Below are 24,960 nucleotides of genomic sequence, written 5' to 3'. Positions count from 1 at the left end.
TCCTTTCAGATTGTAGACAAATGAACTGACTCAAATAATGACACACCTTTTCACGCCCTTTCCTCAGGCGAGACACAAGCCAGTTTTCCAGCTCCATTCGAGCAGGAAAACGGGTCTTGTTTGTCTCTGACAGCGCAAAATCGCACTTTTTCCTGTAGGAGTGGCGTATGACGCGTCATTCTTTTTTATCCACGGAAGAAAGATCAGAGAAGCGTTTTGTTCACTCGTCATCGCTTCCTAGGGAAAAACAAGCAAGAGCGACCCTGCAGCGAAGCGAAGCGGCGCGATGCTTGTCCCAGGAAAACGATACGAGACGAACAAAAAAAGCGCAATCCTTCTCGTTAGAGAACAATTGCACTTGTCTTCAGTCTCAAAAGATTTCACCGAAGAGAAATCCGTTTCATATAGCAATCAACCATGTTCAATATAAAATCCGCTCCAATAAACCTGACGATACGTAAACTCTTTTCCACTCTTCGTCGTCACAAGCATTTCATCTTCTGCCATGACGGCGATTTTAATGGGTACTTCACCGTGATCCGTCAAATAATTGAGGATTTCAAGATGCCGATTTAACCAAAGACGACGGCGGAACCAACGAAAACGACTGAATGCCGCACTGAAGTGGAGTAAAGCGAGCGCAAGGATAATTAAAGCAAACGGAAGTGGAATGTCGAACAACGCAATCAAATATACATCTGCGATCAGCAAGGATAACGAGAGACCCATTTCTGTCATCTCCATGAAAGATGCTTTATAGGTCGCAAAGTAGGTCATCACACGAAATAGGAAGATGACCGTGAGGTACGGTACGAAGTACATTTGAAACACATGGTCCGTGCCGCTGTTGACGAACATGAGCAGTGGCAGGAAGAATAGCAATTTCCAGATTAGGATGGCGGAATAAAATAAAGTATGATCCGTGTAGCGTCTGCGTACGATGGCTTGACTCATATTCATTGCCTTCCCCTCCTTCATGATGGACCGTTTCAAAGTCGATGATGACAGGACATGATGCCTATAAGGGTATGTTTCCGAATTCAGCTGTTTCTAATCGTCTAATTCACAGTTTTTAGAAACTGTATATTTAGTATACGTCATGACGCGCTAAATGGTTCACTTTCCCCATCATTTCCCATCATTCGATGTGCTACAGATTGGAAACCCGCTCTTGCTAGTCGTCCGGATCTTCTACTGCTACAATAAAAGATATTCCAATTGAACAGAATCGAGTTGAATCTTTCATGTACACCCATATCATCATTGGCGCCGGCATTCTCGGTGCCTCGACTGCCTATCATTTATCGAAGGCTGGTGAACGCGTCTTACTCGTCGATCGGAAGGAACCCGGTCGAGCCTCTCATGCGGCAGCCGGCATTATCTGTCCATGGATGACACAGCGACGAAATAAGGCATGGTACCAATTAGCGAATAACGGGGCTCATTTTTACAAGACATTGATTCCTGAACTCGAAGCACTCGGTGAGACGAGTACGGGTTATCAGCAAGTTGGCACGATCGCCTTACACGAAACATCAAAAATCGAAAAGATGGAGACGATTGCGCAAAACCGTTTTCCGGAAGCACCTGCCATCGAACGTATCGAACGACTGGACCAAGATCGTGTCAAAACGCTCTTTCCACTCGTCGAACAGATCGAAGATGCCTTATTCGTTTCCGGTGGTGCCCGCGTTGACGGACGTGCCTTGTGTGCTGCACTGATTCGTGGCGCTGTCGAACACGGTGCGACCGTCCTAGAAGGAGATGCTTCTCTTATCGTAGACAAGGGAGTCGTCACCGGTATAACCATGGAAAATGAACAGTACTCGGCAGAACAGTTCATTTTAACGGCGGGCGTCTGGTTAAATGACCTACTCCGTCCACTTGAGCTTAAAATCGATTTGCATCCGGAGAAGGGACAGATCCTGCAACTCGATTTGACGGATTCTACATCAACGACATGGCCCGTCGTCATGGGACAACGCGGATTATATCTCGTCTCCATCCACGAAGGGAAATTGATCGTTGGTTCAACACACGAAAAACAGACCGACTACGACTTGAAACCAACCGTTAAGGGGATGTATGCCTTATTGAATCGAGCTTTACCTGTCTTACCGCGTCTCGAAGAAACGACGATTGATGAACTGCGTATCGGCTTACGCCCGTATACGAAAAACTCCCTGCCGGTGATTGGACCGCTTCAAAATCATCCGAACGTGTTCCTAGCGAACGGACTTGGTGCATCCGGTTTGACGATCGGACCATATCTCGGTAGCCAATTAGCGAAGCTTGCACGTCATCAAGCGCCTGATATCGAATGGACGACTTATGAGCCGACCTACGTTTCTCTCGATTCCTGACCAACTCTATGCTTCACTTTGAAAGGAAGTACACCATTGTCCATGAAACCAATCGTTCCTCTTGAATTATTCGATGCTTTAGATATACGTGTTGGTACAATCCAGTCGCTTTCGGATCTTACCGATGGCTCAATTCAGCTTGAACTACAATTCGACGGATTTACGCGTTTATTCTCACTCGAGTGGGAATCACTGCGACCCGATGTCCATGAATTGCTTGGAAAACAAGCGATTGCTGTACTCAATATACCCGGTCGTACGCCTGAAGAGTCCGGTCGGGTGCTTGAGATCGGTCGCTCGGAACAATGGATGCCGATTCTCGTCGTACCGGAACATCCGATTCCGGAAGGAGCACGTGTCGAATAAGGCATATCATTTAGAAAAACACTCCCCTGTGTCGCTTCGTAACGGAAGCTTACATGTGGGAGTGTTTTCAGATGTGCCGTTACATTTTTTCTAAATAATGCACGCTGAATCGTTCATCGTCATCGATCCAGCAATTGACTGGATGAAAACCACTTTTAAGGGCGAGTGTCTCAAACTCTTCTTTACTGTATTTATAGGAGTTTTCCGTATGAATTGTTTCCCCTTGTTTAAACGGAACCGTCACATCTCCGACTTGTACGAGTTGATCGAGTTGACTCCGAAGATGCATTTCGATTCGTCCTTTTTCCTCATTATAAAAAGCATGATGTTCGAATCGCGTCACATTAAACGTTCCCTCTAGCATCTGATTCAAATGCGTCAACATGTTCAAATTGAATGCCGCTGTGACGCCGGCTACATCGTTATAAGCCCGTTCAAGCACATCAACAGACTTTTTCAGATCGACGCCGATCAAGAATCCATCGCCCGTTTCAAGAATTCGTGAGGAATGACGTAAGAAGCGCATCGCTTCCTCCGGCTCAAAGTTTCCGATCGTCGATCCCGGGAAAAAGATGACTCGTTTTTGAGCCTCCTCGACCGGTAAGGAAATCGATTGTGAGTAATCCCCACAGACCGCTTTAATATGCAGCGCAGGATACCGTTCCGACAATTGGCGTGCAGATTCCATTAGGAAATCTTTTGAGATATCAATGGGCATGTACGTGTCTAGATGTGTAAATGTCTCCAGTAACATCTGGATTTTACGACTGCTTCCACTTCCATATTCAATCAGTGTATGCACATCGCCGATACTTCGTGCGATCTCCGCTCGATGCTGCTCCAAGATGGCGAGCTCCGTCCGTGTCGGATAATATTCCGGTTGTTGCGTAATCTGTTCGAACAACTGGGATCCGATATGATCATAAAAATATTTTGCTGGTAAGACCTTTTGTTCTCGCATCAGACCTTCGATGACTTCTAAACGCATGTTTTGTTGCGGAGTATATAAATCGTAGCCAATGACCGTTTCCCGCATCACATGTCACCCGCCAATCGGAAGCCGCCAAATAACCAGCGTTTATCTGGAGGGAAGAAGTTGCGGTACGTCTCGCGAATATGATCGTCAGGCGTCACGCACGCTCCCCCACGCAGTACCATTTGATTACACATGAACTTCGCGTTGTATTCCCCGAGCGCTCCCTCGAGTGGTTTACTGCCTGGATATGAACTATAAGCGCTCGACGTCCACTCCCAGACGTTTCCGAACATGCTCGCAAGCGTTGTCTCTGACTCTTCGACGGCTACCGGATGGAATGTTCCGCTTCCCATCATATTACGCTTCGTAACGGAATCGACTTGACGAGAAGCCCACTCCCACTCCGCTTCCGTCGGTAAGCGTTTCCCTTGATAACGGCTATAGGCATCCGCCTCGTAAAAGCTGACATGACAGACCGGTTCATCGAGACGAAGTGGTTCGACACCGTTCATCGTAAAGATCGTCCACTCTCCCGCGTCATCCTTCATCCAATATAACGGTGCTTTCCATCCTTCTTTTTGAACCGTCGCGTACCCATCCGATAGCCAGTACTCTGATTTTTGATAGCCCCCTGCTTCAATGAACGCCAAATACTCACCGTTCGTGACAGGACGCGTCGCTAATTCAAACGGATGTAACCACGTTTTATGACGTGGACTCTCGTTGTCAAACGCAAAACCGTCTCCTGTATGACCGATCTCGACGAGTCCTTCCTCGAATTGGATAAACGATGTTTCCTTGACTGCATTTTCAGGCACATCTGTTGCCAGCGACTTTGACTGATAAGCAGGTAACAGTGGATTCGTGAAAAAGTTATACTTCACGTCCATCAAGATCAATTCCTGATGTTGTTGCTCGTGTTGTAGTCCCATCTCGACTAATGTTTCGATTTTTCGTTGGTCTTCTGGAGTCCGTTCTTCCTTCAAAAACTCGACCATTTGTCCATCGACATATGCCCGGTAAGCAATGATGTCCTCGACGGTCGGACGTGATAACATCCCTCGTTGTTGACGAGGCTGGTAAGCACCAATCGAGTTGTAGTACGAATTGAACAGATAATTGTACTTAGGATGGAAGACGCGATAGCCTTCACTATATTCTTGTAGTATCATTCGTTCAAAAAACCAAGTCGTATGGGCGATATGCCATTTCGGCGGACTCACGTCCGAACTCGCTTGAATGATGAAGTCTTCTGCTTCGAGCGGTTCAATCAAGGCAATTGTTTGGTTACGAACAGTGGCAAATTTTTCGATTAAGTACGATGTCGTTTCAAATAGCATGTCAATCACTACCTATCCAAAATATTCCGAATCTTTTGGTCCATTTGATGTATACCCCTCCTATGGAAGAGTTATGCTAAAGAAACAAAAAAAAGTCCGCTCCGTTAAGAGCGAACTGATCACTTTAATATACTTTATCGCCGTTGAAGATCGAGTTCTTGACGACGACGTAGTCGACCGTCCGAATCGCCTGCAATTTATTTCCACCAGCATACGAAATTGCCGATTGTAAATCTTGCTCCATCTCGATCAACGTATCCGCCAGGCTTCCTTTATGCTCGACGAACATCTTCTTTCCTTCGACGTTCTTGCGTTCCCCTTTTTGGAACTCAGAAGCAGAACCGAAGTATTCCTTGACGAGCACCCCATCTACTTCATGCGTCTCACCAGGCGATTCCTCGTGCCCTGCGAAGAGTGAACCGATCATGACCATCGAAGCACCGAACCGAACCGACTTCGCGATATCGCCATGCGTCCGAATCCCGCCATCAGCGATGATCGGTTTACTTGCTGCTTTTGCACACCAACGAAGTGCCGCAAGTTGCCAACCACCTGTACCGAATCCTGTCTTAATCTTCGTAATACACACTTTACCTGGTCCGATCCCGACTTTTGTTGCGTCGGCTCCCGCATTCTCAAGTTCGCGCACCGCTTCTGGCGTACCAACGTTACCCGCGATGACGAAACTTGCTGGTAGAAGCGACTTGATGTGACGAATCATCTGAATGACGGCTTCCGAATGACCGTGTGCGATATCAATCGTGATGTATTCAGGAGTTAGGCCCTCTGCCGCAAGCTGTTCGATCAGCTGATATTCCTCTTCCTTGACACCGACGCTAATTGAAGCGAACAGTTGACGTTCTTGCATCATGCGTACGAATGCCAAACGACGAGCCGGTTCGAATCGATGCATGATATAAAAATAATCGCCTTCCGCTAAGAACAAAGCAATCGATTCATCAATGATCGTTTGCATGTTTGCCGGTACGACCGGAAGCTTGAAACGTCTACCACCGAACTCGACTGACGTATCACATTCCGAACGACTACCAACGATTGATTTTGCTGGAATTAATTGAATATCTTCATAATCGAATACTACATCCATGAATAACACCTCTAATTACGAATATTTTTTAATATATTGGCGATAATCATTCGCTCCTTGACTACTATAACGAACTGTCCTCATAGTGTCAAAGAAATTTTCGCATTTTCAAGGTTTTTCAAGAACTTTATTCAGTTATCAGTAATTAAATGTTCGGTTTTTAACGGTTTTTCCGTTGTAAATCTGTCAACCAGTGCTCTTCCCAGTCAAAATAGCTCGTTGCTTCGGATGCTTCAAACACGTGATCAGGATAAGGCAGTGCTAAAGGAGGACGATCCTGTTTCGGAAAATACGCCAGTTGCTTTGATTCGCCATCGATGGCTTCGAGCGTTCCGCCGACTACCTTACACTCGAATACCGTCGCTACATATTCAACTTCGTTTCCGTCCGGGTACGTCAAACGAAACGACTCTCCACCGAAGGTCGCAATCAGACGGACCGGTCGGACGAATAGACCCGTCTCTTCATAGACTTCGCGAATGACTGCCTGTGCCGGTGATTCCCCCAGTTCAATCGCTCCAGCAGGCAAACTCCAAAACGGACCTCCTGGATCCTGAAAGAGGATGTGACCTGCTTCGTTTCGAATGATTGCTGCGACGCATGGTGTAAAAAGACGCTGCGTTCCGACAAGTTGGCGCAGATTGGCATAATAATTAGAGATTGGCATGACGTGACTCCTTTCGGTCTTCTTTTAATAGGGCAAACAAAATAAAGTCTTCCCAGGCATCGTTGATGAAGAGATTTTGTTTCGCGATTCCTTCTTGGCGAAATCCAACTTTCTCAAGGACACGGATCGAGCCGATATTCTCTGGCATGACTTCAGCACGGATCCGGTGGAACTGGTGGACATCAAATAAATGATCCACGAACAATCCGACCGCCTGTGCCATATATCCTCGTCCTGAAAAGGCGGCATCCAACTGGTAGCCAATCATGCACGTCTCCGCTGGTCCACGTTGAACGAACATCGCCGAAACATCCCCAATCAACTGGTCCGTCTCGGATAAAAAAACACCATACGCATAATAAGCATCTTGACGCATTAACTCTTGATGACGATGAATCCGTTCACGTTGCCCTTCTATCGTGTATTGTTCTGGTGACGGCTTGATTGGCATCCAGTATTCAAAGTGATCACGGTTTCGCAAATTCACCTCAAGGATCGCCGCTGCATCCTCCAAGATGTACGGGCGAATGTATATAGGAAGCATATAACGTTCCTCCATTTCCATTATTATCTTTAGTTCAAGAAGTTTGGGTGTTTCATAATTCATATAGCGGGAATCTACATAATAGTTTCATTACATTACAGTGACAGCATACTATAGAGAAAACTGTCGAAGAAGGAGTGACCTATGTATTCAGACATTGATTTGCTCAATCAAATCAAACAACGCGATTCCGTCGCGTTAGAACGATTATACGATCGTTACGAAAAAACACTCTTTCTTCTATTCCGTCGCACACAAGTCGAGGATGAACTCATTCATGCTGCGATGACGCAATTGTTTCGTACCGTTTGGGAACAACCGACACGTTATCCGAACTTCCAAGGATTCATTTTGCATACATTACGACATCTCAGTAATAAAAGAGAACATATTCCGACTCGTTGAAAGAATCAGTTATACTCTTTCGACACAAGTAGAATGAACCCTTTAATTGCATGCTTTATTCAGAGAAGAACAGCTTCGTTTGTTCTTTTTTTGTTTTGTCCTTTCTTTTTCGATTCAGGCATGCTATATTATTAAGTAATTATTGTTGTTCGGTGGAGATACGAAGTGTTTCACTTTATATTCGATGAAATTGATCACGGTAGTAATAATCAGTGTGCCAGTCACACGCAGGAGGCAATACACATGGAACAAGGTAAAGTAAAATGGTTTAACGCAGAAAAAGGATTCGGCTTCATCGAGCGCGAAAGCGGAGACGACGTATTCGTACACTTCTCAGCAATCCAATCTGAAGGTTTCAAATCACTTGACGAAGGTCAAGAGGTTTCTTTCGAAGTTGAAGAAGGTCAACGTGGACCACAAGCAACTAACGTTGTAAAACTTTAATTTCTTTTAGACCCTGCTCACGCAGGGTCTTTTTTTTGTTTATATATGCTACACTAGCGATTCAGGAAGAAAGGAGATGTAATATGACACTTGAACAAACGATGCAACACCTTCAAGAGGCTATGCTAAAAGGCGACCTAACACAAGTCTCGCCTCTATTATCTCCCGAATTTACGTTCATCGATGCGTTAGGGCGGTCATTTGATGCCGAGACCTACCTCGATCATTACGTGGATCCTGCAAACATCCGCTGGTTATCCCGGACCGATGATTTTTCATACATTGATCATTTCGAAGATACGGCAATCCAGTATAGTTTGACAGAAGACCGATTTGAATACGGGACAACTCAATACGTTGGTCGTTTCCGGATCGTGTCCATCTATCGTGCTACGTCAGATGGTTGGAAATGGCATTTTGGTCAATTGACATCTCTTGATCCGTCGTAACGGATTCAAGTGATGTTTTTATTTTCATTTTCCATTCATCGTCAGTTGGAATTGCTTCTCATTTTTCATTCCGTTACACTTGAGGGGTACATATTTTCTGAAAATTCAAGAAGGAGTGTTCCTCATGACGGTTTATAACTTCTCTGCCGGTCCAGCAGTCCTTCCTGCCCCGGTCCTATTGAAGGCTCAATCCGAGCTACTCGATTATGAAAATTCAGGACAATCCGTTCTTGAAATGAGTCATCGTTCGCCAATCTTCGAATCGATTCGAGATGCGGCTGAACAATCCTTACGGAGACTGATGTCGATTCCCGATACGTACTCCGTATTGTTTCTTCAAGGGGGAGCTACCCTTCAGTTCACGATGTTACCGCAAAATCTAGCGACGAAGACCGGACAGATTGATTTCATCGATACCGGTGGCTGGTCGACGAAGGCGATGGCAGATGCCAAACTGTATGCCTCGGTCCAAGTGCTCGCCTCTTCTGCTAATCACGGATATCGCTTCATTCCAGAAGGTCCGTTCACGTCAACAGCCGACTATTTGCACATCACTTGGAACAATACCCTCGAAGGGACGACGTATCAGACACCGCCTCATGTCGATGTGCCACTCGTCGCTGATGTCTCGTCATCGATTTTGTCTGAATCATTGCCAATCGAGTCATTCGATGTGTTGTATGCTGGTGCTCAAAAAAACCTTGGTGTCGCTGGCTTAACGGTCGTCATCGTGAAGAACGAGTTGCTTGATCGTGTTCCTGACACGATCGGTGCCTACTTACGGTATGACATCCATGCAAAACAGCGATCTCTTTATAACACGCCACCGACGTTTAGTCTTTATATGACGAAATTAGTGCTCGATTGGATTGAAGAGACGGGACTCGAGACGATCGCGGCACGAAACGTCTCACAAGCGCGCATGTTATATGAAGCAATTGATCAATCCGATCTATTTCATAACCATGTAGCCGTCAAGGATCGAAGCCGGATGAACATTCCATTCTCGACCGGAAGCGAATTGGAAGACGCTGCGTTCTTGAACTTTGCTGCGCGTCACGATTTAATCAACCTTGCCGGTCACCGCTCGATTGGTGGAATGCGCGCGAGTCTCTACAACGCGATGCCGACCGAAGGGGTTACGGCACTGATTCACATCATGCACCGTTTTGAACAGGGGGAACGTTAAATGTATCAAATCCAACTATGGAATGATTTATCGGACAAAGGATTAAAACGATTCACAGACGACTATCACGTTCAGCGAGAAACGGAACAACCAGACGCTTTTCTCGTCCGCAGCAAGGATTTGCATGACATGCGCTTTCCAGATAGTCTCAAAGCCGTCGCCCGAGCCGGTGTCGGTGTCAATACAATTCCACTTGATCAACTCGCGAACCGCGGGATTCCCGTCTTTTCGACGCCAGGTGCTAATGCGAATGCCGTCAAGGAACTCGTCATCGGTAGTTTATTCCTGACGGCGCGAAAGCTCGTACCGAGTCTGCTTTGGACGAACAACTTACGCGGACCGGATATTCCAGAGCGGATCGAAGCGAACAAAAAACAATTCGTCGGAACGGAGTTACTCGGGAAACGAATCGGGATCGTCGGACTTGGAGCAATCGGGGCAAACTTAGCCAACACCCTTCACGAGCTTGGCATGAGCGTCACAGGCTATGATCCACACATGTCCGTTGAGTCTGCCTGGCGCGTCTCGAATCAGATTCAGCGGGCAACACAGCTTGAGGATCTTCTCGCGACAAGTGACTATATCACGTTGCACCTGCCGCTCGTTGACGCAACGACAGGTTTACTCGATGCGTCTCTCCTCTCGAAGATGAAACACGGCGCGACCCTGCTCAACTTCTCGCGTGGCGAACTCGTCGATGAACAAGCGTTAGCCGACGTACTCCGGTCCGGTCGCCTGGCGAACTATGTGACGGATTTCCCGAATGCCTTCATCTTGTCCCTCCCCCGAGTCATTGCCTTACCACATATCGGGGCATCGACGAGTGAAGCGGAAGAAAACTGTGCCATCATGGCGGTCGATCAACTGCGTCTGTTCCTTGAGACAGGAAATATCCGCAATGCGGTCAATTTTCCAGCTGTCGAGTTACCGTTTACTGGAAAACGACGGATTACGATTGCTCACCACAACATTCCGAACATGGTCGGTCAAATCGCCTCGGTGTTAGCACAAGAGTCGATCAATATCGCCAACATGATCAATGGTAGTAAAGATGCGATTGCCTATACAATCATCGATATCGATAACCATGCGGACGAATCGATCTCGCTCGACCGACTGAATCAGATTCCTGGCGTCTTGAAAACACGTCTACTTTAAAAGGAGTGAACCCCATGCCAACTTTCGAACCTTTTGCGGCGTTACGACCGGACTCAAAATATGCGGCAGAATTTGCCGCCTTACCGTATGATGTTTATTCGCGCGAAGAAGCACGTTCTGAGATTCGACGTCATCCGCTGTCTTTTTTACGGATCGATAAAGCAGAAGCCACCCTTCCGTCATTGATCGCTGAAGATGACCCACGCGTTTATCAGCAAGCAGCGCTTGCCTTCGAAGAGAGTCAAACAAACGGTATCTTACAGCTCGACACGGACGAGACATATTACATTTATCAGTTGTCAGACGGGACACATACGCAATCCGGTTTCGTCGGATGTGTTGCCGTCAGTGATTATGAGACGAATCAAATTCGTAAACATGAATTCACACGTCCAGATAAAGAGCGCGACCGTGTCCGACACGTCGAACAGTTACAAGCACATACGGGACCGATTTTACTGGCGCATCAGACGGATCCACAACTCGAAGCAATCGTCACGACGGTCACTGCTGGCGATCCCGTATATGATTTCACCGTCGATGGAGTGACGCATCGAATTTTTAAAATCGCCGATCGTAATCACCTGTTGACGATCGGGAGCCAGTTCGCCCGTCACGATGCTCTCTATATCGCTGATGGTCACCATCGTGCTGCAGCAGCAGCCATCGCTGCCAGTCGGACGGACCAGGAGGAAGCCCAACGTTTTCTTGGCGTCTCCTTCCCGCAGGATCAATTACGGATTCTCGGTTACCATCGCGTCGTCGAAGATTTATACGGTCAATCGGTCGTTGACTTCCTCGAGCGATTAGCCCATCGCTTTACGATTACAAAAGGACGCGCTGAACAAACGAAGTCTCACCAAATTGAGATGTATCTCAACCGGCAATGGTATACCCTTTCGTACAAATCTGAACGAATCGGGACGAAAGCGAATCTCGACGTCTCGATTTTACAAGAAGAGTTGTTGACACCGTTACTCGGTATCGAAGATCCACGGACGGACGCACGGATCCAGTTCGTCGGTGGTCATAAGGGATATGCCGGTCTTGAGCAGATCGTGGACTCTGGGCATGCCGCTGTCGCTTTTCACTTGCATCCGACTTCGATCGAAGATTTAATGGCAGTGGCTGATGCCGGAGAAGTGATGCCACCGAAATCGACTTGGTTCGAACCGAAACTTCGGAGCGGTTTACTGATCCATCCGTTTGATTCGTAATGCACACCAAAAAAGCAAGTCGCGGATGCGATATCCACGACTTGCTTTTTCTTATACGTGTCGCAAAAGAAGAGCTGACACAGCTTCTACTTGAATAGTTCCCGATAACGTCGTTCCATCCAACAGACTTTCATACGTTCCTTCAAGCGAAAGAGATTGTACCTCTTCACTGACGTTGACGACGAGCAAGTAAACCTGTTCGCCCTGACGTCGTTCGACAATATATGTTTGTCTTGTATCATCGATCCTTTGGAAATGATACGTTCCGGCATTTGCTAAAACCGGATGCTGTTTTCGAAGGGCGATCAACTGCGCAACGTGATCGAACAACTCAAGGTTCTGCTTCGTCTCGTCCCATTCCATACACGCACGGTTGGCCGGATCTTGCCCACCCTTCATTCCAATCTCATCACCATAATAGATGACGGGTGAACCTGGAAACGTCAACAGTGTAGTGAAGAGCAATTTCATTCGATCGATATTCCCTTTCGCACGCGTTAGAGCACGCGGCGTATCATGCGAGTCAATCAAATTGAACATTACTTCGTTGACATTTTGAGAATGCCAGTTCAAATTCCGGCTGACTGCATGTGAGAAATCACGAACGCTCGTCTCGCCCGTCGCAAAACAAGTCAAAAAGCTCTCGGTCAAACCATAATTCATGACGGCATCAAATTGATCGCCGAGGAGCCATGGTTGTGAATCCGTCCAGCATTCACCGACGATATAACATGTTCCGTTCGCAGCCCGGACTTCCTTTCGAAACTCACGCCAAAACGCATGATCGACTTCACTAGCGACATCCAGACGCCAGCCGTCAATTCCGAATTCCTCGACCCAGTAACGTCCGACGTGAAGCAAATAGTCTTTGACGTCCGGATGGGCAGTATTCAACTTCGGCATGTTTCGTTCAAATGCAAACACTTCATAGTTTGGAATCGATGGATCGACCGGGAAGGAATCAATCGTAAACCAGTTGGCGTATTTTGAGTCTTGTCCCTTTTCTAAGACATCTTGAAATGCTGGGTGCTCTTCACTAATATGATTAAAGACGGCATCGAGTAATACGCGGATACCGTTCTCATGTAGCACATCGATCATCTTGCGGAACGTTTTCTCGTCACCGAACGCAGGATCAAGCTTCAAGTAATCAAGCGTATCGTATTTATGATTGGATGGTGCCTCAAAGACTGGACAGAAGTAGACACCCGTGACGCCGAGACGTTGTAAATGATCGACGTGATCAATGATACCTTGAAAATCTCCACCGAAGAAATTCTGAAAAGCCGGTGCTTCACTTCCCCACTCCTTCGTTCCCGCTGGATCATTCGCCCGGTCACCATTCGCAAATCGTTCCGGGAAAATTTGATACCAGACCGTATCCTTCACCCAATCCGGTGTATCAAAGACATCCGTCGCATGAACATATGGCACTGAAAAATAATAGCCTGGATGATCGAGTGGCGCTTCATCATACCAGCCACGCTCGGTTAATACGGCTGTCGTATCGCCATGAACCTCAAACCCATACCGTACCCGCTTCCGTTCTGGACGGATTGCAATGAACCAATAGTCATACGTCGCATCACTTCCATTGTGTTGCATCAGCGTCCGCTCTACTTTCCATGATTTTTCTTTCTCCGGATCAAAATTCCAATCTCGGTCTTCTTCTTTTTCCGCTTCCCATTCATACGGATCACCATATATCAATTCAACTTTTTCAATATCGCCTTTAGCCGTCATGAGTCGGATATGGACCGTCTCTTGATCGTAAGCATAAACGAACGGTGATAATGCGCGATGAACTACCCCAGCCTGGTTCAAATTCTGCCACTCTCCCTTAAATTGATATTTCTCTATCGGTAAAGTTCCTTTCTTCCGCATCGCTTAAACGTATTTAGTAGAAATTCAACTGTTCCACCGACATTTTAGTTCAGTCTGTCAGGTAGTTTAAGGTATACTGATAACGCATAGGAAATCAGGGATTTCTGATATTACGGAAAGAGAGTGGATACGAAATGGGTCGTAAATGGAACAACATCAAGGAAAAAAAAGCATCAAAAGACAAAAATACGAGTCGGATCTACGCAAAGTTCGGTCGTGAGATTTATGTAGCGGCTAAACAAGGTGAACCCGATCCAGAATCAAACCAAGCATTAAAGGTCGTTCTCGAACGAGCGAAGACATACAACGTGCCACGTGCCATCGTCGATCGGGCGATTGAAAAAGCAAAAGGTGGAGCGGAAGAAAACTACGATGTCTTACGTTATGAAGGATTCGGTCCAAGCGGTTCAATGGTCATCGTCGAAACGTTGACGAACAACGTGAACCGGACGGCTTCTGACGTCCGTGCTGCATTTGGAAAAAATGGCGGAAACATGGGCGTGAGCGGATCCGTCGCTTATATGTTCGATGCGACGGCAATCTTTGCCTTCGAAGGTAAAACTGCGGATGACGTTCTCGAATTGATGATGGAAGCGGATATTGATGTGCGCGATATCCTCGAAGAAGACGAATCTGTCATCATCTACGCTGAGCCGGAACAGTTCCATGCTGTGCAGGAAGCATTAAAAGCTGCAGGCATCACCGAGTTTTCACTTGCCGAACTCGTCATGCTCGCCCAAAACGAAGTCGCGTTGTCTGAAGACGACGTCGCCCAATTCGAGAAAATGATCGATGCACTAGAAGATCTTGAGGATGTGCAACAGGTCTACCATAACGTAGAACTATAATTAAAAAGACAAGGGGATGGTCACGACCATCCCCTTGTCTTTTTAATTATAGTTTCTGTATCGGTTAACGCCCGAAATCGGTCACGCACCGTCTGTTTTTATCATAAAGTATGAAACGCGTTTCATAACAAGAACAAAAAAAGATTCATTTGTGATGTTTATTTCTTGTATTTAATGGGAATAGTAATATTCGGAGTTAATTATAACTTATTTTGCTTTGAAGAAATAAAAGGAGGAACGAACGATGACATATTCTTTAATTGAAACATTCAAACACATCGTAAGCGAGGCAACTAGCTTTAAGCGCGTTGATTTCGGAGGATACGATATTTATATGCAGACAACAGATGGACGAACGATTACGGCACACATCCGCTATGATGGTGGTGGTACGGACTTCAATGAAGCTTATTTAATGCTTGAATCGAGTACCGGTCAACGTCGCACAGCGACCTTAACGCTTTATCAATTCGAACATCTCTCTTCTTATACTGCACACAGTGAACGTACACGTGCCCTAGTCACAACAAGTGCTTAATGACCATAAAACACGCCTCTCATTCGAGAGACGTGCTTTTTTAATTTTCTTCTCGCTCGAGGCGTTCGAGTTCTGCGTGTGTTTGTGGGAATCCATTCGCTTGCCAATCTGCCCGATGAATGGAATCCAGTTGTGTCAGTCCGACTTCAGCCGGATCGCGTTTCGCGTCGACACTTGGACGATGGTCAATATCATCTGAAGTCGATTTTCGTTGTTGGTATTGTTGATAGGCGATTGTCGCAATCGCTGCTAGACCACCTAAAATAACACCTGTCTTGAATGTTGCTCGCATGAAAGTTCCCCCTCTATGGTCATTAGTTGTGCTCTAGATAAATGTACCCGCGTTCCTTGAGTTTGAATCATTCTTCTCATGGATCCACGTGTTTTTTGAAAAAAATCAAAAAAATTTTCAGCCTATTTCTGCCGTGTTCCTACATATTTAATAATCAAGAGAAAAAATGGCTCTATCCCTTATGCTTCAACGCTTCACGTCATGCAAGAAGGAAAAAAGTACGCTATACTTGATTCAGAAACATCTTCGACGAACAAAATGAATCGTGTCTTCTACTGGACAGTTCCGAGCTTCAACAGCTTGCGTTCGCGTCCCTTTTTCATTTTTGGTCGTCGATGTCACAAAGGAGGGAATTTCGTGTCCGTGATGCACGGGGCTATTTTACTGCCCATATTGATCAGTCTTTTCATTCCGCTTCTAGCGAAACGCCTTCCGAACATTCATACCGGTTGGTTTGTACTTGTCGTACCTGTACTGCTCGTTTCGTATTTCAGCCGCTTTCTCCCTGGTACGATGTCAGGTGAGACCTTTATGGCACGCATGCCGTGGATACCATCGCTCGGTATCGATTTCGTCACGTATCTTGACGGACTCGGCTTATTGTTCGCACTATTGATCACAGGAATCGGATCACTCGTCGTTCTTTATTCGATTTTTTATCTAGATGCGAAAAAAGAATCACTCGGAACATTTTATGTCTATCTGTTGATGTTCATGACCGCCATGCTTGGGGTCGTACTGTCTGATAACATGATCGTCCTCTATCTGTTCTGGGAATTAACGTCGATTTCGTCGTTCTTATTGATTGCCTACTGGTACGAGCGGGAACGTTCTCGTTACGGCGCTCAAAAATCGATGCTGATCACCGTCTTTGGTGGACTAGCGATGCTTGGGGGAATTGCGATTCTCTCTACACTCAGTGGATCGTTAAGTATTCGTGAGACGTATGCGTCACTTGAATCGATTCAAGGTGAACCTTTCTTTACGGTCGCCCTTGTTTTATTCTTGCTAGCTGCCTTCACGAAATCGGCTCAGTTTCCGTTCCACATCTGGTTACCGGATGCGATGGAAGCACCGACCCCTGTCAGTGCCTACTTGCACTCGGCAACGATGGTCAAGGCAGGGTTGTATCTCGTCGCTCGTTTCAGTCCGATTTTTGCGGATGAGTCGCTTTGGTTCTATCTCGTCTCATCTGTCGGAATATTCACCTTATTCTGGGGTTCACTCAATGCGGTGAAACAACATGATTTGAAAGGAATCCTTGCTTACTCCACGATTTCTCAGCTTGGATTAATCATGTCCTTACTTGGACTTGGAGCCGCCGCCTTGCACGTTGACGCGTTAGATGACGGATTATATACAATCGCGACAGTTGCTGCGATCTTCCATCTGATCAACCATGCGACGTTTAAAGGCAGTCTCTTCATGATGGCGGGAATCGTCGATCACGAGACTGGTACTCGCGATATTCGGAAGCTCGGTGGTCTTGCGCAACTCATGCCGATTTCGATGACGATTGCGATGATCGGGACGCTTTCGATGGCGGGGATTCCACCATTCAACGGGTTCTTAAGTAAAGAGATGTTCTTGACAGGTGTACTTCAAGTTTCAGGATCTGACTTGTTCCACTTACCGTCTTACGGTTGGATCATTCCTGTACTCGCCGTCGTCGGAAGTATCTTTACATTCGTCTATAGCATCTTGATCGTCCGCAAAACATTCTTCGGTAAGCGTCAAGACGATAAGTTACCGAAAACACCACACGAGGCACCGATTGGAATGTTGATTCCACCTCTCGTCCTCGTATCGCTCGTCGTCATCATCGGACTCTTCCCGAATCTATTATCGGATACGTTGATTCGACCGGCAGTCGAAGCGATCTTACCGCAAGTCGTTGATGCGGGTGGGAAGATTGATGTGCATATTTCAATGTGGCATGGATTCAATACTGAATTATTCCTGACACTCGTGATCATCAGTGCTGGCGTCATCTTGTATAAAACACTGCCACGCTGGCAATCGCTCTATAACCGGATGCCTCGTGCCGTCTCCTTGAATCATCAATATGACGCTTTATTACGTCGTGGTGAACAGACCTCGACAAAGATTCACGATACGGTCATGACCGGATACATGCGGTCGTATCTCGTCTACATCTTCGGATTCATCGTCATCTTGATCTTGACGGCATTATACGGGTTTGATGCCTTCCGCTTCGCAGTTGATCCAATCAGCTCGATTGACGCGTATGAGATCATCCTTGCACTCGTTCTCGTTTCGAGTGCCCTTTCGATCACCTTTGCGCGTTCACGACTGACATCGATCATCTTGCTCGGTGTGACCGGTTATACGGTCGCTCTGTTCTTCGTCTTGTTCCGAGCGCCAGATCTCGCCTTGACACAACTCGTCATCGAGACAGTATCGGTCGCTCTATTCCTGCTCGTTTTCTATCGTTTACCGGAAATCAGTCGGAAAGAAGAACGCATTCCGTTCAAGCTCGGCAACGCCTTGATTTCAGCACTCGTCGGATTGACGGTGACACTCGTCGCCCTTGCTTCTCTCAGCCAACGATCGTTTACTTCAATCGCCAAATATTACATCGATAATGTCGCTGATCTTGCCGCTGGCGGTAATATGGTCAACGTCATTCTCGTCGACTTTCGTGGCTTTGATACGTTGTTTGAGATTGCCGTTCTCGCACTTGCCGGAATCGGAATTTACACGATGATTAAATTCAGACGAACAGGAGGGATGGATAAATGAAAAAGCAGACAAAAAAGCATACGAATGACGTCATCTTAGAGTCCGCGACTTCCTTTATCACGTTCATCATCTTCCTGTTTGCTGTCTACTTGTTCTTTGCTGGACACTATACGCCAGGTGGCGGTTTCATTGGTGGTCTTGTGACGGCGTCTGCTCTTGTCTTGATCTTACTTGCTTACGACATCAAGACGTTACGCCGGATTTTGCCATTCGACTACAAATGGATCACGGCTCTTGGCATGTTGATTGCCGTACTGACGGCTTCAGGAGCGCTTGTCTTTAACGTCCCGTTCTTCACACATGCACATGACTATTTCAACTTACCGTTATTCGGTAAGACATCACTTCATACGGCGATGTTGTTTGATCTTGGTGTTTATCTTGTTGTCGTCGGTGTGACGATGACGATTATTCAAACGATTGGGGAGAGTGATTAATATGGAAATCATCATGGCGATCGCCGCAGGCATCCTGACGATGTGTGCCATTTATCTCATTCTTTCGAAAAGTATTCTTCGCATTATCATCGGAACAGGGTTGCTCAGCCACGCTGCCCATCTACTCGTCATGACGATGGGTGGATTAAAACGAGGCGCGGCTCCGGTCTTAAAGGACGGCGTGACTTCCTATACGGATCCACTACCGCAAGCACTCGTCTTGACCGCCATCGTCATCAGCTTTGGTGTCACTGCCTTTTTCTTGGTACTCGCTTATCGTGCCTATCAAGAACTCGGAACCGATAATATCGAAGAGATGAAAGGAACCGATTCGAATGATTAACTTACCGCTACTACCAATCATCATCCCTTTGTTGACTGGTGTCATCTTGATGTTTTTCCCGCGACACCTCAAAGGACAACGAATCGTTTCCCTCTTTTCGACGATTTTAACTGTCTGTGCCTCCATCTATCTTGTGCTGACTGTCCGGTCGAACGGAATCTTAACAGTCACACTCGGTAGCTGGCCAGCACCTTTTGGTATCACACTCGTCTCTGACATGCTATCCGCTTTACTCGTCACGACGACAAGCATTCTTGTTCTTTGTATCATCTGGTATGCCATTGTCTACTTGAGCGTTTCCTATCAACGATACTACTATTTCATTGCCGTCCAATTCTTGCTCGTTGGTGTCAATGGTGCCTTTACGACAGGTGATATCTTCAACATGTTCGTCTTCTTCGAAGTCTTCCTGATTTCGTCTTATGTCTTGATCGTTCTTGGCGGGAAACCGGCACAATTACGAGAATCGCTGAAGTATCTTTTGATCAACGTCATCTCGTCAGCATTATTCGTCATGACAGTTGCCTTCTTGTACGGGATCATTGGATCGCTCAGCATGGCGGATATCAGTCAAAAGATTTCAGAGGTCGGACAGCCGGCAATCCTAAACGTCATCGCCTTGTTATTCCTGATCGTCTTCGGATTAAAAGGTGCGATCTTCCCGCTCTACTTCTGGTTACCTGGTTCTTATCAAGTACCGCCGACGCCTGTTCTTGCTCTGTTCGGTGCCTTGCTGACGAAGGTCGGGGTCTACGGGATTTTACGGACGTATAGTTTGTTCTTCTCAAATGAGATTGGAACGATTCATCAAATCTTAAGTATCCTTGCTCTCAGTACGATCGTCATCGGGGTGATCGGTGCGCTTGCGACACGGGATGCGAAGCAAATCATCATCTACAACATCATCGTCGCAGTCGGAGTCATCTTGTACGGGGTTTCCCTCATGACACCGCAAGCGCTAGAAGGTGCGATTTTCTATCTTCTTCATGATATGTTGATTAAAGCCGCTTTATTCCTACTCGTAGGAATCATGGTCGGAATTGCCGGCTCGAGTAAGCTGAAAGATATGGGCGGGATGATCAAAGCCTATCCTGTATTAGGTTGGACGTTCTTCATCGCGGCGTTATCACTTGCCGGGATTCCACCGCTCAGCGGATTCATTGGGAAATTCCTGATTGTTCGTGGTGGTATTGAAGCCGGTGAGTTGATTGGACCAATCATCGTTCTACTATCCAGTCTACTCGTCTTATATTCGGTCGTTCAATTGTTCATGCGTGCCTTTTGGGGAACACCGAAGACCTACTCTGGTGATAAACAAGCGCTTGTTCCAAAGCTGCTCGTTCCTACGATTGCCTTAGTTGCGCTCAGCGTTCTCTATGGAGTAGGTGCTGAGGCGATGCGTCCACTGATTCAACAAGCCGTCGAACCGTTGACGAATCCAACGCTCTATATCGATGCCGTACTAAAAGGAGGTCGTTAATTCATGGCATTTCAAGTCTTGCTCAACTTATTTCTTGCATTCTTGTGGATGTTTCTCTCAAACAATTTCTCGGCCTCCGGTTTCGTCATCGGTTACGCGCTAGGGCTGATTGCGATGTTCGCTTTCCGTCGCGGCTTCAAAGGTCGCTTTTATCTCGGACCTGTCGTCGCACTCGTCCTATTGTTTTTCCGCTTTCTCTACGAGCTTGTCGTCGCGAACATCGATGTCTTGAAAATCATTTTAAAGCCGAAGTTAGATATTCAACCTGGTATTTTCGCCTATGAGACCGAACTCGATCAACCGTGGCAAATCACGTTGCTGTCAATGCTGATCACGCTGACACCGGGAACGCTTGTCGTTGATATCTCGGATGATAATAAGACACTCTACATTCATGCACTCCACATGCCAGAGGTCGATGAAGCGGTCGCTTCGATTCGTGATAGTTTTGAGAAAGCCATTCTGGAGGTGAGTCGGTGATGTTCGATATTTTAATCTATATCGCACTCGGGGGTGTCTTTCTCTCGATGCTTGGTCTGTTTTACCGGGTCATCAAAGGACCAAGTGTTGCGGATCGTGTCATCGCGCTTGATTCAATTGGTATCAGCTTGATTTCAATCGTTGGACTTGTCTCGATCATCTTACGGACGAGCGACTACCTCGAAGTCATCCTGTTGATTGGTATACTCGCCTTCATCGGTACAGTTGCCTTTTCAAAATATATCGAGAAAGGAGAGATCATCGAACGTGATCGCAACCAATGAATTGATCGTCGCGGTCTTCGCCTTGCTCGGTATGGGATTTAGTCTCGTCACCGCGCTTGGTCTGATCCGCTTACCGGATGTCTATACGCGTGCTCACGCTGCATCTAAAAGCGCGACATTAGGTGTCATGTCGATTTTAATCGGCGTCATCATCTATTTCGTCACTGAAGATGGATTCTTCTCCTCTCGTGTCGTTCTCGGCATCCTGTTCGTGCTCATCACAGCACCGATTGGAGGACATCTGATCGCTCGTGCTGCATATTACAGCAATGTTCCGTTGTGGAAATCGTCTGTTCGTGACGACTTGTCCCAGAATAAAGAACATGTGGAACCAAAGAAACGCCAAGATGACGTATAAGTATCGATATGACAAAACCCTCGCTTCCATTCACGGAAACGAGGGTTTTTTGATTAGGAACGCTGTAAAGATGAGGCAGCAAACAAGAGCGCCAACTCATCACGATTATCTAACAATTCTTCTAATGTATGCTGTTCCAGTTCCCGGATAAAAGCTCGAAGCGCTCGTCCGAGCACACCTTTTAGACGGCATCCTGGTTCGATGACACAATGACCGTTGCTTCCAAAACACTCGACGATATCCATCGGTTCCATTTCCCGAACGACTTTCCCGATGTTGATGTCTTTTGGATCACGAATCAAACGGAGTCCGCCTGACCGACCTCTTGTTGATTCGACATAGCCAAGTTTCGCTAATTGTTGTGTCACCTTCATTAAATGGTTGGATGAGATGCCATAATGATTTGCAATCCGCGGCATTGGTGTGATGACATCCCGGTGCACCCCGAGATACATCAACACACGTAGTCCATAATCCGTATACTGTGTAATTCTCACGATCCTCACTCCATTCCTTCCCAAAACTGCACTGTTATCGTACCATGAAATACGAAACTGACTACATTGTTTTGTCTCATGATTCGAAATTCTGATAAACCTCTATTAGGTTTACGTATGGAATGAAATATTGGATTTAAAATACGAGTTTTAAAAACAAAAAAACTATTTCTTCTTTCCTGTTCGAAAGAAGAAATAGTCCTGTATCGTCCTTACTTTATTTTTTGTATAGTCCTTTCACGACATCATTAAAACGGTCGGCATAGTTCGTGAAGACTCCTGTGACACCATAGTCGAGCATACGAACCATATCCGCTTTTTCATTCACAGTATACGGGTGAAGTAACAAATCATGAGTCCGAATCGCTGAGATGTTTTCACGTGTCAATGCTTTGTAGGAAGGACCAACACCGACTGCATACTGATGGATTGCGGTTAATCGATCATCCGTCAAAGCCTTGACTTCATTTGCTTCCATCAACTGAACCAGTGGAACGTTCGGGTCGATGGCTCTGACTTTTTGAAGACTCGCTTCACTAAACGACTGAATCAAGACTTGTCCTGGTTTGACCTTGTTACTCGACAATCCGTTCTGCTTTAGTACGTCGAGCAATTTCTGTTCCATTCCGGGATACACTTCCGGTGATTTCGTCTCGATATAGTAATTCGCATGCTTCCCATACTTACTCAAGACTTCTTGAAGCGTCGGTACTTTCAAACCGACATATGACTTTTTCGCAAGCGTCGGGTTCGCTTCATTAAACCAGCTACCAGCATCAAGTTTCTTGATTTCAGAAAGCGTTTTATCTTTGACGGCACCTGTTCCGTTCGTCGTCCGATCAATCGTTTCATCGTGCATCGCAATCAATTGACCGTCTTTCGTCATCTGTAAATCAATTTCGATGTAATCTGCTTTGAATGTCTTATGTCCCATTTCATAAGCTGGCATCGTATGCTCTGGCGCGTACCCTGAAGCTCCACGGTGAGCAACATTGATGATTCGATTTGGATCAAGTAACGATTTGCCTTTTGATTGTGCGCTGACATCTTCTGTCGGAAGCCCTGTGCTTAATACGGCTCCTGCTACCATCGTTAATCCAAATTGTTTCAACATAATCAATTCCCCCTTGAAATATTCTTACAACACTTATCCTATATCGTTTGTATGAAGCTGATATAGAGAAGACGTAAATGTCGTTTCGTGATTTGATGACAAAATGATATCAACAAAAAAAAGACCCGCATCTAAAACGGGTCTTTTTATGATTACGCTTCGAAAATCAATGACTCTGGATCTTCAAGGAGATCTTTAATGTGCTTCAAGAACGTAACGGCTTCTTTTCCATCAACGATTCGGTGATCATAAGAGAGTGCGACATACATCATCGGACGGTTTTCCATGCGTTCAGCATCAATCGCTACAGGACGCAAGTTGATTGCGTGCATTCCGAGAATCGCGACTTGTGGACCGTTTAAGATCGGTGTCGACATGAGTGAACCGAACGTACCACCATTCGTGATCGTGAACGTACCACCCGTTAAATCAGATAGACCGAGTTTATTATCACGCGCCTTAACCGCTAGTTGAATGATGTCTTTTTCAATCTCAGCGAAGTTCTTCTTATCCGCATCACGAACGACCGGAACGACGAGACCGTCTGGTGCTGAAACGGCAATACCGATATCATAGAATTTTTTGAGGACGATTTCATCGCCTTGAATCTCAGCATTCAAATATGGCATCTTTTTAAGTGCTGCGACTGCTGCTTTCGTAAAGAATGACATGAAGCCGAGCTTGACTTCGTTTTCCTTCACGAATTTCTCTTGGCGACGTTTACGCAGTGCCATGACCGCTGACATATCGATCTCATTGAATGTCGTCAACATTGCTGCCGTTTGTTGAACTTCAACGAGTCGGTTCGCGATTGTCTTACGACGGCGTGACATCTTGATTCGCTCTTCCGGTTTCCCAGGAGCGGCTGCTGGTGCTGGTGCCGGTGTAGCAGGTTTCGTAGGAGCCGGTTTTGCTTGCTCACGTGGTGCTACTTCAAACGTCGCGACGTCTTGCACGCGAATCCGACCGAGCGGATCTTGCGTTGCCACTTGTGCTAAATCAATTCCTTTTTCACGAGCCAGTTTACGGGCAGCAGGTGAAGCAATCGGACGATCCGCAACAGATGTACTTTCAGTCGCTGCTGCAGCCACCGGTTGTTCCGCTTTTTCTTCTGCTTTAGGTGTCTCTTTTGGAGTTTCTTGTACTGTTTCTGCCGCAGCCGGTTTTGGAGCCTCGCCACCAGCAGAGATGACAGCAATCGTTTCCCCGACGCGGACTGTATCTCCTTCAGCAGCCATCACCTCCGTCAACGTACCAGCTTCATCTGACGGTACTTCGATGTTGACCTTATCTGTCTCGAGCTCAACGATGGCTTCCCCTTTTTCCACGTGATCACCTGGTTGTTTTAACCAAGACGCCACCGTTCCTTCTGTAATTGATTCGGCAAGTTCTGGTACTTTGATTTCCATCGTATTC

28 protein-coding genes are annotated in these 24,960 nt (G+C 46.4%); 17 read left to right on the top strand and 11 right to left on the bottom strand.

Features of this window, described 5'->3' with window-relative positions; all coding sequences use genetic code 11:
• Positions 1-411: 411 nt before the first annotated feature.
• Positions 412-960 (bottom strand): hypothetical protein, encoded by a 549-nt coding sequence (locus tag AYO36_RS05790; RefSeq protein ID WP_023468520.1) that lies wholly within the window; start codon positions 958-960, stop codon positions 412-414.
• A gap of 284 nt (positions 961-1,244) precedes the next feature.
• On the opposite strand from AYO36_RS05790, the gene AYO36_RS05785 reads away from it, so the two are divergent.
• On the top strand, positions 1,245-2,363 hold the full coding sequence (locus AYO36_RS05785) for an NAD(P)/FAD-dependent oxidoreductase (RefSeq protein ID WP_064299727.1): 1,119 nt from the start codon (positions 1,245-1,247) through the stop codon (positions 2,361-2,363).
• Between the two features lie 42 nt (positions 2,364-2,405).
• On the top strand, positions 2,406-2,729 hold the full coding sequence (locus AYO36_RS05780) for a hypothetical protein (RefSeq protein WP_029341907.1): 324 nt from the start codon (positions 2,406-2,408) through the stop codon (positions 2,727-2,729).
• A gap of 79 nt (positions 2,730-2,808) precedes the next feature.
• Here AYO36_RS05780 and egtD read toward each other — a convergent pair whose 3' ends face one another.
• The 5 genes from egtD to AYO36_RS05755 all read right to left on the bottom strand — a co-directional run bounded on the left by egtD (position 2,809) and on the right by AYO36_RS05755 (position 7,364).
• Positions 2,809-3,765: an L-histidine N(alpha)-methyltransferase gene (gene egtD, locus AYO36_RS05775; RefSeq protein WP_064299726.1), complete on the bottom strand. Its 957-nt coding sequence runs from the start codon at positions 3,763-3,765 to the stop codon at positions 2,809-2,811.
• On the bottom strand, positions 3,765-5,045 hold the full coding sequence (egtB, locus tag AYO36_RS05770; protein WP_064299725.1) for an ergothioneine biosynthesis protein EgtB: 1,281 nt from the start codon (positions 5,043-5,045) through the stop codon (positions 3,765-3,767). Before egtB ends, egtD begins: the two co-directional genes overlap by 1 nt.
• A 124-nt stretch (positions 5,046-5,169) precedes the next feature.
• Positions 5,170-6,153, bottom strand: coding sequence for a GMP reductase (gene guaC, locus AYO36_RS05765; RefSeq protein WP_023468525.1), 984 nt, complete (start codon positions 6,151-6,153; stop codon positions 5,170-5,172).
• A 160-nt stretch (positions 6,154-6,313) separates the two neighbouring features.
• Entirely contained in the window at positions 6,314-6,820 is a 507-nt protein-coding gene (locus tag AYO36_RS05760; RefSeq protein WP_064299724.1) for an NUDIX domain-containing protein, read from the bottom strand.
• Positions 6,807-7,364: a GNAT family N-acetyltransferase gene (locus AYO36_RS05755; protein WP_064299723.1), complete on the bottom strand. Its 558-nt coding sequence runs from the start codon at positions 7,362-7,364 to the stop codon at positions 6,807-6,809. Before AYO36_RS05755 ends, AYO36_RS05760 begins: the two co-directional genes overlap by 14 nt.
• Positions 7,365-7,508: 144 nt before the next feature.
• Between AYO36_RS05755 and AYO36_RS05750 the strand changes: the two genes are divergently transcribed.
• From AYO36_RS05750 to AYO36_RS05725, 6 genes are all read left to right on the top strand, one after another.
• Positions 7,509-7,769, top strand: coding sequence for an RNA polymerase sigma factor (locus AYO36_RS05750; RefSeq protein ID WP_064299722.1), 261 nt, complete (start codon positions 7,509-7,511; stop codon positions 7,767-7,769).
• A gap of 243 nt (positions 7,770-8,012) precedes the next feature.
• The gene (locus AYO36_RS05745) at positions 8,013-8,213 is read left to right on the top strand and encodes a cold-shock protein (protein WP_023468529.1); all 201 of its coding nucleotides are present in this window, start codon (positions 8,013-8,015) and stop codon (positions 8,211-8,213) included.
• A gap of 83 nt (positions 8,214-8,296) precedes the next feature.
• On the top strand, positions 8,297-8,662 hold the full coding sequence (locus tag AYO36_RS05740; protein WP_064299721.1) for a nuclear transport factor 2 family protein: 366 nt from the start codon (positions 8,297-8,299) through the stop codon (positions 8,660-8,662).
• A 124-nt stretch (positions 8,663-8,786) separates the two neighbouring features.
• A complete protein-coding gene (serC, locus tag AYO36_RS05735; protein ID WP_064299720.1) occupies positions 8,787-9,851 on the top strand; it encodes a 3-phosphoserine/phosphohydroxythreonine transaminase in 1,065 nt (354 codons plus the stop codon).
• Positions 9,852-11,009, top strand: coding sequence for a phosphoglycerate dehydrogenase (locus AYO36_RS05730; protein ID WP_064299719.1), 1,158 nt, complete (start codon positions 9,852-9,854; stop codon positions 11,007-11,009). It abuts the gene before it with no gap.
• Positions 11,010-11,023: 14 nt separating this feature from the next.
• Positions 11,024-12,226: a DUF1015 domain-containing protein gene (locus AYO36_RS05725; RefSeq protein ID WP_064299718.1), complete on the top strand. Its 1,203-nt coding sequence runs from the start codon at positions 11,024-11,026 to the stop codon at positions 12,224-12,226.
• Between the two features lie 51 nt (positions 12,227-12,277).
• Here AYO36_RS05725 and AYO36_RS05720 read toward each other — a convergent pair whose 3' ends face one another.
• A complete protein-coding gene (locus tag AYO36_RS05720) occupies positions 12,278-14,050 on the bottom strand; it encodes a glycoside hydrolase family 13 protein (protein ID WP_064299717.1) in 1,773 nt (590 codons plus the stop codon).
• A 194-nt stretch (positions 14,051-14,244) separates the two neighbouring features.
• On the opposite strand from AYO36_RS05720, the gene AYO36_RS05715 reads away from it, so the two are divergent.
• Together AYO36_RS05715 and AYO36_RS05710 are read left to right on the top strand one after the other, a co-directional pair.
• Positions 14,245-14,958: a YebC/PmpR family DNA-binding transcriptional regulator gene (locus tag AYO36_RS05715; protein ID WP_023468535.1), complete on the top strand. Its 714-nt coding sequence runs from the start codon at positions 14,245-14,247 to the stop codon at positions 14,956-14,958.
• 244 nt (positions 14,959-15,202) lie between these two features.
• Positions 15,203-15,496 carry a hypothetical protein gene (locus AYO36_RS05710; RefSeq protein WP_023468536.1) on the top strand — a complete coding sequence of 98 codons (294 nt, stop codon included), beginning with the start codon at positions 15,203-15,205 and terminating at the stop codon, positions 15,494-15,496.
• A gap of 40 nt (positions 15,497-15,536) precedes the next feature.
• Here the strand turns inward: AYO36_RS05710 and AYO36_RS05705 are convergent, their stop codons facing one another.
• Positions 15,537-15,788, bottom strand: coding sequence for a hypothetical protein (locus AYO36_RS05705; protein ID WP_029341919.1), 252 nt, complete (start codon positions 15,786-15,788; stop codon positions 15,537-15,539).
• A gap of 357 nt (positions 15,789-16,145) precedes the next feature.
• On the opposite strand from AYO36_RS05705, the gene AYO36_RS05700 reads away from it, so the two are divergent.
• Genes AYO36_RS05700 through mnhG form a run of 7 tightly spaced genes read left to right on the top strand, consistent with a single transcriptional unit; the run spans position 16,146 to position 21,933 of the window.
• Positions 16,146-18,551: a Na+/H+ antiporter subunit A gene (locus AYO36_RS05700; protein ID WP_064299716.1), complete on the top strand. Its 2,406-nt coding sequence runs from the start codon at positions 16,146-16,148 to the stop codon at positions 18,549-18,551.
• Positions 18,548-18,988, top strand: coding sequence for a Na(+)/H(+) antiporter subunit B (locus tag AYO36_RS05695; protein WP_023468539.1), 441 nt, complete (start codon positions 18,548-18,550; stop codon positions 18,986-18,988). The genes AYO36_RS05700 and AYO36_RS05695 overlap by 4 nt, the downstream gene beginning before the upstream one ends.
• A gap of 1 nt (position 18,989) precedes the next feature.
• Positions 18,990-19,331: a Na(+)/H(+) antiporter subunit C gene (locus tag AYO36_RS05690; RefSeq protein WP_023468540.1), complete on the top strand. Its 342-nt coding sequence runs from the start codon at positions 18,990-18,992 to the stop codon at positions 19,329-19,331.
• Positions 19,324-20,811 carry a Na+/H+ antiporter subunit D gene (locus AYO36_RS05685; RefSeq protein WP_064299715.1) on the top strand — a complete coding sequence of 496 codons (1,488 nt, stop codon included), beginning with the start codon at positions 19,324-19,326 and terminating at the stop codon, positions 20,809-20,811. Before AYO36_RS05690 ends, AYO36_RS05685 begins: the two co-directional genes overlap by 8 nt.
• 3 nt (positions 20,812-20,814) lie before the next feature.
• Positions 20,815-21,291: a Na+/H+ antiporter subunit E gene (locus tag AYO36_RS05680; RefSeq protein WP_023468542.1), complete on the top strand. Its 477-nt coding sequence runs from the start codon at positions 20,815-20,817 to the stop codon at positions 21,289-21,291.
• 47 nt (positions 21,292-21,338) lie between these two features.
• On the top strand, positions 21,339-21,575 hold the full coding sequence (locus tag AYO36_RS05675; RefSeq protein WP_369792030.1) for a Na(+)/H(+) antiporter subunit F1: 237 nt from the start codon (positions 21,339-21,341) through the stop codon (positions 21,573-21,575).
• Positions 21,559-21,933, top strand: coding sequence for a monovalent cation/H(+) antiporter subunit G (mnhG, locus tag AYO36_RS05670; RefSeq protein WP_023468544.1), 375 nt, complete (start codon positions 21,559-21,561; stop codon positions 21,931-21,933). The genes AYO36_RS05675 and mnhG overlap by 17 nt, the downstream gene beginning before the upstream one ends.
• A gap of 53 nt (positions 21,934-21,986) precedes the next feature.
• Here mnhG and AYO36_RS05665 read toward each other — a convergent pair whose 3' ends face one another.
• From AYO36_RS05665 to odhB, 3 genes are all read right to left on the bottom strand, one after another.
• Positions 21,987-22,430: an Rrf2 family transcriptional regulator gene (locus tag AYO36_RS05665; RefSeq protein ID WP_064299714.1), complete on the bottom strand. Its 444-nt coding sequence runs from the start codon at positions 22,428-22,430 to the stop codon at positions 21,987-21,989.
• 217 nt (positions 22,431-22,647) lie between these two features.
• On the bottom strand, positions 22,648-23,544 hold the full coding sequence (locus tag AYO36_RS05660; protein WP_064299713.1) for a glycerophosphodiester phosphodiesterase: 897 nt from the start codon (positions 23,542-23,544) through the stop codon (positions 22,648-22,650).
• A gap of 152 nt (positions 23,545-23,696) precedes the next feature.
• Positions 23,697-24,953 carry a 2-oxoglutarate dehydrogenase complex dihydrolipoyllysine-residue succinyltransferase gene (gene odhB, locus AYO36_RS05655; protein WP_050678279.1) on the bottom strand — a complete coding sequence of 419 codons (1,257 nt, stop codon included), beginning with the start codon at positions 24,951-24,953 and terminating at the stop codon, positions 23,697-23,699.
• Between the last annotated feature and the right edge of the window lie 7 nt (positions 24,954-24,960).

The sequence above is a fragment of the Exiguobacterium sp. KKBO11 genome (assembly GCF_001644945.1).
GTDB lineage: Bacteria > Bacillota > Bacilli > Exiguobacteriales > Exiguobacteriaceae > Exiguobacterium_A > Exiguobacterium_A abrahamii.
The sequence above is the reverse complement of the archived record's forward strand: the minus strand, read 5'-3'. Positions and strand labels throughout refer to the sequence as shown.